Raw genomic sequence first — 15,252 nt, forward strand, 5'->3', positions numbered from 1 at the left:
GACCATGCCGCCCGGGCGGCGCTGGAGAAGGAACATCGGATGCGACTAGTACGATACGGCGAGGCCGGCAACGAGAAGCCGGGACTGATCGACGACGATCACGTGCTGCGGGATCTGTCGGAGGATGTCGGCGACATCGCCGGCGAATTCCTCGGCCGGGCCCAGATGGAGCGAATCCGGGCGATTGATCCCAAGAGCCTCGCCAAGGCCGACCCGTCGCACCGCATCGGCTCGCCCGTCGGCCGCGTCGGCAATTTCATCGCGGTCGGGCTCAACTACAGCGACCACGCCAAGGAGACCGGCGCCGACATCCCGAAGGAGCCGATCCTTTTCAACAAGGCACCCTCCTGCATCGTCGGTCCCCATGACGACGTCGTCGTGCCGCGCGGCTCCGACAAGCTCGACTGGGAGGTCGAGATCGCCGTCGTGATCGGCGACGAGGCCAGCTACGTCTCGGAGGCCGATGCGATGGATCACGTCGCCGGCTTCTGCCTCTGCCACGACGTTTCCGAGCGCAGCTTCCAGATCGAGCGCGGCGGCCAGTGGATGAAGGGCAAGAGTGCCCCGACCTTCGGCCCGCTCGGCCCCTGGCTGGTGACGCCCGACACGCTGGGCGACCCGCAGGCCGTCGATCTCTGGCTCGACGTCAATGGCGAGCGCATGCAGACCGGCTCCACCGCGACGATGATCTTCGGGGTCCGCACGCTGGTCTCGTACATCTCGCAGTTCATGCGGCTGATGCCCGGCGACGTCATCACCACCGGCACGCCGCCCGGTGTCGGCATGGGAATGAAGCCGCCGGTCTTCCTGAAGCCGGGCGATATCGTCACCCTGGGCGGCACCCATCTGGGCGAGCAGCGTCAGACCGTCCGCGCCGCCACCGCCTGAGCGGACCGTCCCGCCTGCAACGGATGCGGGGCGGGACGGAACATTGCGCCTGCGGGCGGCTTTCTTCTTCGACGGCGGCGCTGCCCGGTCGCTTTGCCGTCACCGCGAAAGGAACCGCGGAAGAGGGGATCGATACCGCACCGGGCGCGTTTGTCGACTTCGATGCCGCCCTGACGTTCCGGGGAACGGCTTTCCGATCTGGGGAAGGATTTTCATGGCCAAGGCAGTCCAGCCCGCGCGCGCATCCCGTACGTCCCGCAAGGCGGCAGAGGCTCCGACCGGCGAGGCGGCCCTCCTGGCGCTCGCGCAGAACCGCATCGCGATCGAGACGGTCACCCCGGAAATCGATGGCGGGCGTTTCGCGGTGAAGCGGCTGGAAGGCGAACCGCTGGTCGTCGAGGCAGACGTCTTTTCCGATGGCCATGACAAGATCGCCGCTGCCGTCATCTACGGGCCGGCCGATGCCGAGGACTGGGACGAGACCCCGCTGATCTTCGTCGAGAACGATCGCTGGTCGGCCGAGATCGTCTTCGAGAAGCCGGGCCCGTATCGCTTCTCGGTCATTGCCTGGCGCGATCTGCACGCGACGTGGCGCGACGAGGCGAAGAAGAAGCGCGATGCCGGCAAGCTGACCGATCTGGAACTGACCGAGGGGCGCGAACTGGTTCGCGCGGCCCGCGAGTCCGGCCGGGGCACCGGGGCGCAGCAGGACGGGATCTTGCGGCTGCACGAGAAGCTTGAAGCGTTGCAGGCCAAGGGCGACGCCGACGGCCAGTATCATCTGCTGCAGGACCCCGAGACGATCGCGCTGCTGGCCGTCGCCGGACAGCGCACCAACCTCTCGCGCTATCCGGGCAACGTCCCGGTCTGGGTGGATCGCACGGCGGCGGGCTTTTCCGCCTGGTACGAGCTGTTCCCGCGCTCCCAGTCCGGCGATGTCGATCGCCACGGGACCTTCGACGACGTCATCGACCGGCTGCCCGACATTCAGGAAATGGGCTTCGACGTCCTCTATTTCCCGCCGATCCATCCCATTGGCACCGCCAACCGCAAGGGTCGCAACAACACCCTGACGCCCAGCCCCACCGATCCCGGCAGCCCATATGCCATCGGTTCGCCCGAGGGCGGCCACGACGCGATCCACCCGGAGCTCGGCAATTTCGAGGATTTCGCCCGGCTGGTCTCGCGGGCGCGCGACCACGGGCTTGAGGTCGCCATCGACTTCGCCATCCAGTGCTCGCCCGACCATCCATGGATCAGGGAGCATCCGGAGTGGTTCGACTGGCGGCCGGACGGGACGATCAAATACGCCGAGAACCCGCCGAAGAAGTACGAGGACATCGTCAACGTCCATTTCTACCGCGGCGCGCTGCCGTCGATCTGGTACGCCCTGCGCGACATCGTGCTGTTCTGGCTGGACAAGGGCGTGCGGATCTTCCGCGTCGACAATCCGCACACCAAGCCGTTTCCCTTCTGGGAGTGGATGATCGCCGAGGTGCGCCGTGTCGATCCCGGCGCGATCTTCCTCGCCGAGGCCTTCACCCGGCCCAAGGTGATGAAGCGGCTTGCCAAGGTCGGCTACAACCAGTCCTATTCCTACTTCACCTGGCGCAACACCAAGGCGGAGCTGGCCGAATATCTGACCGAACTGACGCAGGAAGAATGCGCCGAGTACATGCGGCCAAATTTCTTCGTCAACACGCCGGACATCAACCCGGTCTATCTGCAGGTCAGCGGCCGCCCCGGCTTCCAGATCCGGCTGGCGCTGGCGGCTTCGCTCGGCGGCAATTACGGCGTCTATTCCGGCTTCGAGCTGTGCGAATTCCTGCCCGTGCCGGGCAAGGAAGAATATCTCAACTCCGAGAAATACGAGATCCGCGCCTTCGACTGGAAGGCCGAGGGCAACATCCGCGAGGACATCGCCTTCTTCAACCGGATCCGCCGCGAGGAGCCGGCGCTGCAGGATTTCCGCAGCCTCGCCTTCTACAATTTCTGGAACGACCAGGTCCTCTATTACGGCAAGCGGACGCAGGATCGCTCCTCCTTCCTGCTGTTCCTCGTCAATCTCGATCCGCATTCGGCGCAGGGCGGTCATTTCGAGGTGCCGATGTGGGAGCTCGGATTGCCCGACGACGGCACGGTCCGGGTCACCGACATGGTCGACGGACGCGAGTTCGCCTGGCACGGCAAGATCCAGCACTGGTGGCTGAATCCGCAGGAACGGCCTTACGCGGTCTTCAAGATCTCACGCTGACACCAATCTTTCGGGAAGCAGCCTCTCCATGAACGAACAAGTTTCCGTCCAGCCGACCGATCACGCCACCGGACCCGATCCGGATGCCGCGGACTGGTACAAGGACGCGATCATCTACCAGCTCCACGTGAAGACCTATCTCGATTCCAACGGGGACGGGATCGGCGACTTCGCGGGTCTGCTGGAGAAGCTGGACTATATCCAGGCGCTGGGCGTGACGGCGATCTGGCTGCTGCCGTTCTATCCCTCGCCGCTGCGCGACGACGGCTACGACATCTCCGACTACCGCTCGGTCAATCCGTCCTACGGCAATATCGAGGACGTGGAGCGGCTGATCGCCGAGGCGCATCACCGCGGCATGCGGGTGATCACCGAGCTGGTCATCAACCACACCTCCGACCAGCATCCCTGGTTCCAGGCCGCCCGCAACGCGCCCAAGGGTTCGCCCGAGCGCGACTTCTATGTCTGGGCGGACGACGACAAGGGTTACGATCTCACCCGGATCATCTTCACCGACACCGAGACGTCGAACTGGACCTGGGACCCGGTCGCCAAGCAGTATTTCTGGCACCGCTTCTTCTCCCACCAGCCGGACCTGAACTTCGACAATCCGAAGGTTCTGGAGGAAGTGCTGTCGGTCATGCATTTCTGGCTGGACAAGGGCGTCGACGGGCTGCGGCTCGACGCGATCCCCTATCTGGTCGAGCGGGAAGGGACCAACAACGAGAACCTGCCGGAGACCCACGACGTCCTGAAGGCGATCCGCGCCAATCTGGACAAGCACTATCCCGACCGCATGCTCCTGGCCGAGGCCAATCAGTGGCCGGAGGACACCCGTCCCTATTTCGGCGACGGCGACGAGTGCCACATGGCGTTCCACTTCCCGCTGATGCCGCGCATGTACATGGCGGTGGCGCAGGAGGACCGGCACCCGATCACCGACATCATGCGGCAGACGCCGGAGATCCCGGCCAACTGCCAGTGGGCGATCTTCCTGCGCAACCATGACGAGCTGACGCTGGAAATGGTCACCGAGGAAGAGCGCGACTATCTCTGGTCGACCTATGCGGCCGACACCCGCGCCCGGATCAATCTCGGCATCCGCCGCCGGCTCGCCCCGCTGATGGGCAATGATCGCCGCAAGGTCGAGCTTCTCAATGCGCTGCTGATGTCGATGCCCGGCACGCCGACCGTCTATTACGGCGACGAGATCGGCATGGGCGACAACTACTATCTCGGTGATCGCGACGGCGTGCGCACGCCGATGCAGTGGTCGGCCGACCGCAATGGCGGGTTCTCCCGCTCCGATCCGCAGCGGCTCTATCTGCCGGTGATCCAGGACCCGGTCTATGGCTACCAGGCCGTCAATGTCGAGGCGCAGTCGAACAATCCGGCCTCACAGCTCAACTGGATGCGGCGCCTGATCCAGGTCCGCCGCACCAAGGAAGCCTTCGGCCGCGGCACGGTGAAGTTCCTCTATCCATCGAACCGCAAGATTCTCGCCTATCTGCGCGAATATGGCGACGAGCGCATCCTGTGCGTCGCCAATCTCTCCTCCTCGGCGCAGGCGGTCGAGCTGGAACTCGCCGATTTCGCCGGCGCCATGCCGGTGGAGATGCTCGGCCTGTCGACCTTCCCGCAGATTGGCACGGGCACCTACATGCTGACCCTGCCGGCCTTCGGCTTTTTCTGGTTCGACCTCGCCGCGACCGCGACAAGGGCGCCCGAGCCGACGCCGCTGCCCGCCTTCTCGACCCTGGTCGTCTCCGGCGACCTGAAGGGCACGATCAATGCGCGCAATCAGCATGAACTGGAATCGGTGCTGCCGGAATTCGTCGGCGGCCAGCGCTGGTTCGCCGCCAAGGCCGAGGGCCAGCGCAGCGTCTCGCTGGAAGTGCTCGGACCGCCGACGCCGAACTCCCGCCGCCATCTCTTCAACGAGATCGTCGTGGAGGCCGAGGACGGCCAGCACCGCTACTTCATGCCGCTCAGCGCCAAATGGGGCGAAGAGAATCTGAGCTCGCAAGCCCCGCTGCTGCCCTACACCCTGACCAAGATCCGGCAGGGCCCGCGCATCGGTGCCGTCGTCGACGGCACGCGGGACCCGGATCTCGCCAAGCTCGTGGTCTCGCTGATCGCGGCCGGTGTCGATATCGATCTGGGCGGTGCGTCCCTGCACGTTGCCGCGTCCGAGACCGAGCACGACGGGCTGGCGCGGGCCCTGCTCGTCGAGCCGGAACAGATCCATGCGATCGCCGGCGAGCAGTCCAACACCTCCGTCCTTGTCGGGGACGAGGCGATTCTGAAGTTCTATCGCCGCCTGCGCGACGGCGTGCAGCCGGAACTCGAGATCACCCGTTTCCTCACCGAGAAGACCGATTTCGAGGCGGCGCCCGCGCTGCTCGGCTCGATCGAACTGGTGCGCGAGGATGGCAGCCGCACGGCGATCGCGGCGCTGTTCGAGCAGGTCCGCAACCAGGGCGACGCCTGGACCGTCGTCACCGATGCGCTGGCGCGCTATCTGCGCGATCACGCCTATTCCAACGAGCCGGCCACGGAAGACGGTGCCGAGATCGCGCCGATGAGCGATCTCAAGCTCGCCATCCAGATCGATGTCGGCGACGTGCTGGGCACGCGGACCGGCGAGATGCACGCGGCGCTGGCGACGGTCACCGGCGATCCGGCCTTCGATCCGGAGCCGATCGACACGGCTTCGCTGGCGGAGATGCTGGCCGAAGCCAAGCGCGAGGCGACGGATGCGCTGACCGTGCTGCGCCGCATGCGCGACAATGCCGGTGACGGCATCGGCCTGGACGTCGATCGCCTGCTCGGGGCCGAGAAGGACATCCTGACCTGGTTCGACGGCTTCATGAAGCTGACGGTCAATTCGCACCGCACCCGGATCCACGGCGACTACCATCTGGGCCAGGTTCTGGTGGCCAAGAACGACGTGGCGATCCTCGATTTCGAGGGCGAGCCGGGCCGCGATCTGGAAGAGCGACGGCGCAAATCCTCGCCGCTGCGGGACGTGGCCGGCATGATCCGTTCCTTCGACTACGCCGCCTTCTCCGCTCGTGACAAGGCGGGCCCCGCCGACGAGGGCACCGTCGAGCGGCTGCGCGAAATGGCCGAGAGCTGGCGCGACGAGGTCACCGAGACCTTCCTTGCGCGCTGGAGCGAGGCTTCCGGCATGTCGCTTGCCGACCCGGCGACCGGGCAGTTGCTGGATCTCTTCGTGCTCCAGAAGGCTTTCTATGAACTGCGCTACGAAGCGACGATGCGCCCCGCATGGCTGTCGATCCCGCTGCGGGGAATCGTGGCGCTCCTCGAGAAACGACAGGTTTTGAAATGACGCTGACGAGTTCCTCATCGCGCGGAGCGGCCGCTTCGACCGACCATCGCGCCGACGCGCATCAGATCGATGCCATCGGCCGCGGCATCCACGGCGATCCCTTCGGCGTGCTTGGGCCGCGCAAGGCCGACGGCGGCACCATTGTGCGCGTCTTCCGGCCGGGCGCCGAGACGGCCGCGGTCGTGGACAGGACGGGCAAGCTCCTGGGCGAGCTGGAAGCGGGCGGTGCCGACGGCTTCCATTCCGGCTACGTGTCCGGCCTGAAACCGGACGACGCCTATCGCCTGCAGTTCACGCATGGCGGCGAACGCTGGCAGGAAGAGGACACCTATCGCTTCGGCACGGTGCTGGGCGAGCAGGACGTCTATCTCCTGGCGGAAGGCAATCACTACCGCCTCTATGAAAAGCTCGGCGCCCATCCGACCGTCATGGACGGCGTCGAGGGCACGGCTTTCGCGGTGCTGGCGCCGGCCGCCCGGCGCGTGTCCGTGGTCGGCAATTTCAATTCCTGGGATGGCCGCCGCCATGTCATGCGCAAGCGCCACGAGTGCGGCGTGTGGGAATTGTTCATCCCCGCCGTCGGGCGCGGCGAGGTCTACAAATACGAGATCATCGGCGCCGACGGAAACCTTTTGCCGCTGAAGACCGATCCGGTCGGCTTCCTTCAGGAGATGGCGCCGTCGACCGGCTCCATCGTCGACGGTCTCGTCGAGCACGAATGGAAGGACGACGAGTTCCAGGCCCATGCGGCCGACTGGCAGGATCGCGAGAAGCCAATCTCGATCTACGAGGTGCATCTGGGGTCCTGGCGGCGGGGTCCCGACAACGCCTATCTCGACTATGACGAACTGGCCGCCGAGCTCGTACCCTATGTGCGCGACATGGGCTTCACCCATGTCGAGTTGCTGCCGGTTTCCGAGCATCCCTTCTACGGGTCCTGGGGCTACCAGCCGATCGGCCTCTACGCGCCGACCTCGCGCTTCGGATCGCCCGCGGGCTTCGCACGCCTCGTCGATGCGCTGCATCAGGCCGGCATCGGGGTGCTCCTCGACTGGGTTCCGGGGCATTTCCCGACAGACACCCATGGCCTCGGCCAGTTCGACGGCACCGCGCTGTACGAGCATCCCGATCCGCGTCGCGGCTTCCACAAGGACTGGAACACGCTGATCTACGATTACGGCCGGCCGGAAGTGGAGAACTTCCTGGTCGCCAACGGCCTCTACTGGCTCGACCGCTTCCACATTGACGGCCTGCGCGTCGATGCGGTCGCCTCGATGCTGTATCTCGACTATTCGCGCGAGCACGGCGAATGGGAGCCCAACATCCATGGCGGGCGCGAGAATCTCGAGGCCATGGCGTTCCTCAAGGACACCAACGAGCGGGTCGGCGAGTACTATCCCAAGGCGACCACCCATGCCGAGGAATCGACCGCCTTCCCGGACGTGTCACGCCCGACCTTCGCCGGCGGCCTCGGCTTCCACTTCAAGTGGAACATGGGCTGGATGCACGACACCCTGCATTACATGCAGGAAGACCCGATCAACCGGCGCTACCACCACCACCACATGACCTTCGGCATGGTCTACGCCTATTCGGAGAACTTCGTCCTGCCGCTGAGCCATGACGAGGTGGTCTACGGAAAGGGCTCGCTGCTCGGCAAGATGCCGGGCGACGAGTGGCAGAAATTCGCCAATCTGCGCGCCTATTTCGGCTTCATGTGGACCCATCCCGGCAAGAAGCTGATCTTCATGGGCGGCGAGTTCGGCCAGGTCGGCGAGTGGAACCACGACCGCTCCCTCGACTGGCATCTCCTGGAGCAGCCCGGTCACGAGGGCATGCGCCGCCTCGTGCGCGATCTCAACACCATGTATCGCGAGATCCCGGCGCTCTACGAACTCGACTGCGATCCGGCCGGCTTCGAATGGGTCGACACGTCGAATGTCGAGCAGAGCGTCATCGCTTTCATGCGCAAGGACCGCGCGGGCAACCCGGTGCTGATCGTGTCGAACTTCACGCCGGTGCCGCGCCATGAATACCGCATCGGCGTGCCGCTGCCCGGCCGCTGGGTCGAGCGCCTGAACACCGATTCGGAGATCTACGGCGGCTCCAATGTCGGCAATATGGGCGGCAAGGACGCCGAGGAGGTGTCGGTGCACGGCCGGCCCTACTCGATTCCCCTGTCGCTGCCGCCGCTCGGCACCATCGTCCTCGTGCAGGAAGGCTGAGCCGCCGGAAGGCTGGACGGCGGCCGGTCGCCGCCGTCCCGTCGCGGACGCTGCTGACATGAGGGCGGCGACCGCGTAGAACCGAATGCGTGACGGGGGCGCCCGCCGGAAACGGCGGGCTGAGATGCACCCTTCGAACCTGACCCGGATAATGCCGGCGGAGGGAGTCGCGGCGGGGTCTCTCACATGCTCCGTCGGGCCCGTCGTCGGCCAGGAGCCGACCGCGATGCCAAGCCAGTCCACCATCCGCAATGTTCTCTCGATCGCCGGCTCGGACCCCTCCGGCGGGGCCGGCATCCAGGCCGATCTGAAGACCTTCGCGGCGAACGGCGTCTACGGCATGGCCGTGATCACCGCGCTGACCGCCCAGAACACGCGGGGCGTCAGCGGCGTCGAACTGGTCTCGCCCGACTTCGTCACCCGCCAGATCGATGCGGTCTTCGCCGATATCCGCGTCGATGCGGTGAAGATCGGCATGATCGCCACGGCCGAAATCGCCCATGCTGTCGCCGATGCGCTGAAGCGGCACCAGGCGCGGAACGTCGTTCTCGACCCGGTCATGGTCGCGAAGGGCGGCGATCGCCTGCTGGCCGAGGAGGCCGTGGCGGCATTACGCAGCGAACTCGTACCCCTTGCCGACATGATCACGCCGAACCTGCCGGAAGCCGCCGTGCTGCTCGATGTTGCGGAAGCCACCGACCGGGACGAAATGGAGGCGACCGCGACCCGCCTGCAGGCGCTGGGCTGCGGCTCGGCGCTGTTGAAGGGCGGCCATCTGAGCGGCGACGACAGCCCGGATCTGCTGGTGACGGCAACGCAGCGCGAATGGTTCGAGGGCGTGCGCCTCCAAACCCGCAACACCCATGGCACCGGCTGCACCCTGTCCTCGGCGCTGGCGGCGCAGCTCGCGCTGACCGGCGACGCGTTCGCGGCGGTGAGGGTCGCCAAGGCCTATGTCGCGGGCGCCATCGGCGCGGCGGACCGGCTGGGCGTCGGATCGGGGCACGGTCCGACGCACCATTTCCACCGTCACTGGTAGCCGGGCGCTTGGCTCAGGTGGCCTGCAGCAGGGCGTCGTCCGCGGGCGGTCCATCCACCGGGGCGTCTACCACGACGGCCTCGACGCGGTCGCGGCCCATGGATTTCGCCCGGTAGAGCGCCTGGTCGGCGGCAGTGAGCAGGCCGTTCAGGTCGCGGTTCGCCTCGTTGGTGGCCACGCCGGCACTGACGGTGGCCGCGATCGACCGGCCGCCGACCGTGCGGGCCTGGTTGGCAAATCCGCGCACGATCGCCCTTGCGATGACCGCCGGCTCGTGCTTGTCGCGTCGCCGGACGAGGGCGGCGAACTCCTCGCCCCCGAGACGGGCGAAGACGTCGGTCGGACGCAGATGGTCGGCGGTGCTGTCGACGAACAGCTTGATGACCTCGTCGCCGCAGCCGTGCCCGTGATCGTCGTTGATCTTCTTGAAGCGGTCGAGATCGAACAGCAGCAGGGCGACGTCGCCGGCATCGGCGTCGTTGAGAAGCGCGGTCGCCTTGGTCGTGAAGGCCCGGCGGTTGTCGATGCCGGTCAGGAAGTCGGTTTCCGACAGGCGGCGAAGAGACTGCTCATGCCGCCCGCGCACCATGGCAATGACGAGATAGGTGCTCACGCCGATCATCAGGATGGCCTGGGTCATCACCAGCGTGAACAGGAAGCCGGTCATCAATTGCTGGTCAGCTATGGCGGCTGGCAGGCCAACCAGCACCACGCGCAGGGCGCAGAACAGACCATGGGCACCGAAGGCCGCGCTGAGGATCAGCGCCGGCCCGCTGCGGGCCGTCGGGTTGAGCAGGGTCAGCGCGATGGCCAGCGAATAGAAGGCGGCGATGGTCGAGATCACGGCGACCCGGGCCTCGATGCTCTCTGCCGCCGGGGACAGCCCGTAGAACAGCAGCCAGACGACCGGCCCGGCATACCACCAGAGGCTGGTTTTCACATCGCAGAACCGGGCGAAGCCGACATAGAGCAGCGCATAGCCTGCGAGCAGCAGCGCATTGGCCCCGCCGATGGCCACCGCATAGAATTCGAACACCCGCAGCGGCGCCGTGGCCGCAGCCAGCGCGATCAGGCCCATGCCGGCGCTCCAGTACAGCAGCGCCGTCTCGCGCAGATTCCGCCACTCGACCAGATGGCAGAGGCTGGCGCTGAGACAGAGCGCGCTCAGGACAAGGAGCATCGTGGGGGTATGGATCTGCATGTGCCCGCGAAAAACGAAGATGACGTAGGGATACTAGCGCGAAAGATGTCGACGCTTCGTTACGACTTGCAACGATGAGTCCGCAATAAGTCTCAGTCGCTCGCGGCGGTGGCGCCTTCCAGCGGGACCACGTCGACGGCATGCGAGGTCTGCTGGTGGCCCGCGGTCACAACGACACCCGCGACCGGGGCGACATCGTCATAGTCACGGCCCATGGCCACGATGATGTGGCCCCGTTCCACCGCGACGCCGTTGGTCGGGTCGAACCCGACCCAGCCGGCATCCGGGCCGAGCCACGCGGCGGCCCAGGCATGCATGGAATCGGCGCCTTCGAGGCGCGGCTGCCCCGGCGGCGGCTCGGTGCGCAGGAAGCCGCTGACATAGGCCGCGGGAATGCCGGCGCCGCGCAGGCCCGCCACCATCACATGAGCAAAGTCCTGGCAGACGCCGCGGCGGCGCGCAAAGGCTTCGGCGATGCCGGTGCGCACGTCCGTCGCGCCGGGCTCGTAGGCGAAGTCGTCCTGGATGCGCCGCGCCAGCGCGAGGACGCCGGGTCCCGCCTGCGGCGACTCGTCGAGGCTCGAAGCGGCATAGGCGGTGATGTCGCCGGCCGGCACGATGCGGCGACTGCGGCCGAGAAAATGGATCGGCGACAGCGCGTCGCTGCCGCGCCAGGTGATCGCGGCGTCGGCGATGGCATCGGCCGTCGGCGTTGCCGCTAGGTCCACCGGTGCGCGGTCGACCCGCACGCGGGCGCGCATATCGACCGCCAGTTCGCCATGCGGTCGGCGGAACGCCACGTCCTCGACCGGATTGCCGAAGAAATCATGCTCGTGATGATGCTCGTCGGGATCGGGCGAGACGGCGACCGTCGAGGTGAGGACGCGCTGGCCGCTGTCGTCGCGGGGCCGCACATAGAGGAGATGGCGGGCATCGGCGACGGCGGAGGGATAGGCGCAGCCGATCTGCAGGCGGATGTCGTAGATCATTCCGGGCCGCCCCCGTCGGTCGGGGTGGCCGGGCCGGCCATCAGATAGCGGCGTCCGATCAGGTCCGACAAAAGGCCGAGATCGCCGGCGACACGTTCGAGGAAGGCGGTGTCCACTTCCGCCGCCTCGGCGGTTTCCAGCCGGACCTTGAGGCGCGCCACACGGCGAAACAGCATGTCCGGCGTCTCGCCGGACTTCACGCCCGGCAGTTCCACCAGCCGCGCCTCCAGATCGTTCACCTGGAAGGCGAGCGAACGCGGATTGAGCGGATCGAGAAGCGTGAGGTCGACCACCGTCTCCTGCGACAGATCCACCGAATAGCGGCGGCGATAGGTGACGCGGCTGTCGGTGAATTCGAGGAGGGCTTCCAGTGCGCCCTCGGGCGGCGCGTCCCGCATCAGTGTCGCCGCGATCAGCGCCGACATCTGGCCGCGCTCGATCCGCCGGCCGCATTGCATGAAGCGCCAACCGGTGAACTGGTACATGTTCTCGCGCACGAGGCCCGTGAAGCCCGACAGCCGCGTCAGGATCTGGCTGGTCAGCGCCACGATGTCCCCGTCATCGTCGGCGATGGCCTGTTCGATCAGCTCGACGATCTCGTTCAGGCTGCGCCAGCCATCGGGCGAAAACCGGTCGCGGATGCGCGAGGCGGTGCTGGCGGCCTGGCGGGCCAGCATCAGGAGGCCCGTTGCCGGGTCTGCCGGCGGGATCGAGACGCCGAGCCCTGACAGAAGCGTTGCGACACTGGCCTCCACCTCGGCCAGCCGCTGGCCTTCACCGGCCCGCGCCGCGTAGAGCCGCAGAAGCCGGGTGGCAACCTCGCAGCGTTCGGCATAGCGGCCGAGCCAGTAGAGATTGTCGGCGGCCCTTGCCGGCAGAGCCCCCGGCAGCCGCCGCAGGAAACGATCGCCCGAGCCGAGCAGCGTGACCGGGCTCGCCGGCGTTTCGGAAGGGATCCAGACGTCGGTGGAACGGCCACCCTTCTGCATGGAGACGACGCGGGCGTCGCGGGAATCGGCGATGCGGGCAAAGCCGCCCGGCATGACGTGCCAGCCATCCTCGTCGCGGGCGAGAAAGACCCGCAGGGTCACCGGTCGTGGTTCCAGCACACCATCGACGAAGGCGGGCGCGGTGGACAGGCGGGCGATCTCCTGGCCGACCAGCCGGAACCCCTCCGCAACGAGGCGCGATCCGCTGTCGCCGGTGTCGAAGGCCGGTCCGGCATCGCCGGTCGCAGCCGATGGCGGGAACGCGTCGGCCAGTTGCAGCCGGTCGCGATGCGCCGCGACATGGGCCCGCTCCGCCTCCTGGCCGCACCACCATGTCGCAACCGTCGGCAGCGCCAGCCGGTGGCCGATCAGCGCCTCGGCCAGCGGTTCCTGGAACGCCATCAAGGCGCGGCTCTCCAGAATGCCCGAGCCCGGCGCGTTGACCATCGCCAGCGTCCCGGCACGGACCGCGCGCAGCAGGCCGGGCGTGCCGATCCGCGAGCCGGCGAACAGCTCCAGCGGGTCGCAGAAATCGGCGTCGAGCCGGCGCCACAGGACGCGGATGGCGCGGGTGCCGTCGACGGTCCGCACGTCGACGCGGTCGCCATGCACGACGAGGTCGCCGCCTTCCAGCAACAGGAGACCAAGATAGCGGGCGAGATAGGCCTGTTCGTAATAGGTGTCGTTGTGGGGCCCGGGGGTCAGGAGACCGATGCGCGAGGCGTCGGGACCGGCCAGCCTGTAGAGGCTGTCGCGGAAACGCTGGAAGAAGCCGGCCAGCCGCTCGACATTCATGTCGCGGGTGAGTTCGGGGAAGGCCTTGGCCGTGGCGACGCGGTTTTCCAGCGCGAAGCCGGCGCCGGACGGCGCCTGGGTGCGGTCGCCCAACACCCACCAGCGCCCGTCGGGGCCGCGGCCGAGATCCATGGCGATGAAGCGGATCAGCGGTTCGCCGGACAGTCCCTGGTCGGCGACGGGCCGCAGGAATTCCGGGTTCTGGCCGAGGATCGGGCCGGGCAGGGTGCCCTCGGTGATCAGCCGGCGCTCCCCGTAGAGGTCGGCCAGCAGCCGTTCCAGGAAGTCGGCACGCTCGACCAGACCGTCCGACAGGCTCTGCCACTCCGCCGGATCGAGCACCAGCGGCGGCTGCGACAGCGGCCAGTCGCGCTCCACCTCGCTGGCGTCGCCATAGACCCGGTGGAAGACGCCGGCTTCGCTGAGATATTGCCGGGCGCTGCGGAATCGCGCGTCGCGCTCGCCATCCGCCATGCTCCCCAGGGCATCGATCAGCGGCCGGTAATGCGGGCGCACCGAGCCGTCCCGCGCCAGCATCTCGTCATGGCCGGTGCCGACAAGGGCGGCGTAGCGGGCGAGAACGGACGCGGGATCACGGAACTGCATGCTTTTTCGTAAAACTCCTGACCAGATGGGCTATAGCCGCATTCGCTCTCTGGACCTAGCAAGAGATTGGACACCATGCGCGCACACCTCGCCAGCCTGCTGCGCTCGCGCCGCTGGGAATACTTCATCATCACCGTCATCGTGATCAACGCGATCACGCTCGGCCTCGAGACCGATCCCTGGATGATGGCGACCTTCGGCTCGCTCCTGGTGGCGCTCGACCAGACGATCGTCGTCGTCTTCGTGATCGAGATCTGCCTGCGCATCTACGCCTTCGGGTGGCGGTTCTTCCGCGATCCCTGGAGCCTGTTCGACTTCGCCATCGTCGCGATCGCGCTGATGCCGGCGACCGGACCGCTGACGGTGCTGCGTGCCCTGCGCATCCTGCGGGTGATGCGGCTGATCTCGGTGGTGCCGTCGCTGCGCCGGGTCATCGGCGGGCTGATCGCTGCGCTGCCCGGCATGGGCTCGATCGTCGTCCTCCTGCTTCTGGTCTTCTACGTCTTCTCGGTGATGGCGACCAAGCTCTACGGCGCGACCTTCCCCGAATGGTTCGGCAGCATCGGCGCGTCGATCTACACGCTGTTCCAGGTGATGACGCTGGAGAGCTGGTCGATGGGCATCGTGCGGCCGGTGATGGAAGCGCACCCCCATGCCTGGCTGTTCTTCGTGCCGTTCATCCTGTCGACGACCTATGCCGTCCTGAACCTGTTCATCGGTGTCATCGTCTCGGCCATGCAGGAGGAGCATCAGGCCGTCGTCGAGGCCGAACAGGAGCAGGTGCACGACGAGAACATGCAGGTGCTTGCCGAGTTGCGAGCCCTGCGCAGCGAGCTTGCGGAGATCAAGACGCGGCTCACCTGAAACGGCGGGCCGATCCGGCAGGCCCGCCCGTGGTGTGCGGTAGGCCTGCC

General features: G+C 67.0%; 9 protein-coding genes and 1 riboswitch. Of the genes, 6 read left to right on the forward strand and 3 right to left on the reverse strand.

The genetic code is table 11. The annotated features are described in order from the left end of the window. Nucleotides 1-39 precede the first annotated feature (39 nt). From H536_RS0106930 to thiD, 5 genes are all read left to right on the forward strand, one after another. Entirely contained in the window at nt 40-888 is an 849-nt protein-coding gene (locus H536_RS0106930; protein ID WP_024349776.1) for a fumarylacetoacetate hydrolase family protein, read from the forward strand. Nucleotides 889-1,102: 214 nt separating this feature from the next. After that, nucleotides 1,103-3,142 (forward strand): alpha-1,4-glucan--maltose-1-phosphate maltosyltransferase, encoded by a 2,040-nt coding sequence (locus H536_RS0106935; protein ID WP_244495375.1) that lies wholly within the window; start codon nt 1,103-1,105, stop codon nt 3,140-3,142. 28 nt (nt 3,143-3,170) lie between these two features. Next, on the forward strand, nt 3,171-6,494 hold the full coding sequence (treS, locus tag H536_RS0106940; RefSeq protein ID WP_024349778.1) for a maltose alpha-D-glucosyltransferase: 3,324 nt from the start codon (nt 3,171-3,173) through the stop codon (nt 6,492-6,494). Continuing rightward, nucleotides 6,491-8,719 carry a 1,4-alpha-glucan branching protein GlgB gene (gene glgB / locus H536_RS0106945; RefSeq protein ID WP_024349779.1) on the forward strand — a complete coding sequence of 743 codons (2,229 nt, stop codon included), beginning with the start codon at nt 6,491-6,493 and terminating at the stop codon, nt 8,717-8,719. Before treS ends, glgB begins: the two co-directional genes overlap by 4 nt. A gap of 84 nt (nt 8,720-8,803) precedes the next feature. Further along, a riboswitch (TPP riboswitch) is annotated at nt 8,804-8,902 on the forward strand. A 43-nt stretch (nt 8,903-8,945) separates the two neighbouring features. Beyond that, nucleotides 8,946-9,758, forward strand: a complete 813-nt coding sequence (thiD, locus tag H536_RS0106950) for a bifunctional hydroxymethylpyrimidine kinase/phosphomethylpyrimidine kinase (protein ID WP_029702856.1) — start codon at nt 8,946-8,948, stop codon at nt 9,756-9,758. A gap of 13 nt (nt 9,759-9,771) precedes the next feature. Here thiD and H536_RS23150 read toward each other — a convergent pair whose 3' ends face one another. The 3 genes from H536_RS23150 to H536_RS0106965 all read right to left on the reverse strand — a co-directional run bounded on the left by H536_RS23150 (nt 9,772) and on the right by H536_RS0106965 (nt 14,338). After that, entirely contained in the window at nt 9,772-10,959 is a 1,188-nt protein-coding gene (locus tag H536_RS23150) for a GGDEF domain-containing protein (RefSeq protein WP_081651845.1), read from the reverse strand. A 92-nt stretch (nt 10,960-11,051) separates the two neighbouring features. Then, on the reverse strand, nt 11,052-11,948 hold the full coding sequence (locus H536_RS0106960) for a transglutaminase family protein (protein WP_024349782.1): 897 nt from the start codon (nt 11,946-11,948) through the stop codon (nt 11,052-11,054). Further along, entirely contained in the window at nt 11,945-14,338 is a 2,394-nt protein-coding gene (locus H536_RS0106965) for a circularly permuted type 2 ATP-grasp protein (RefSeq protein WP_024349783.1), read from the reverse strand. Before H536_RS0106965 ends, H536_RS0106960 begins: the two co-directional genes overlap by 4 nt. A 75-nt stretch (nt 14,339-14,413) precedes the next feature. Between H536_RS0106965 and H536_RS0106970 the strand changes: the two genes are divergently transcribed. Continuing rightward, the gene (locus H536_RS0106970; RefSeq protein ID WP_024349784.1) at nt 14,414-15,202 is read left to right on the forward strand and encodes an ion transporter; all 789 of its coding nucleotides are present in this window, start codon (nt 14,414-14,416) and stop codon (nt 15,200-15,202) included. Nucleotides 15,203-15,252: the final 50 nt, after the last annotated feature.

Origin of the sequence: Aurantimonas coralicida DSM 14790 (genome assembly GCF_000421645.1) — a bacterium.
GTDB classification, from domain to species: Bacteria; Pseudomonadota; Alphaproteobacteria; order Rhizobiales; family Rhizobiaceae; genus Aurantimonas; species Aurantimonas coralicida.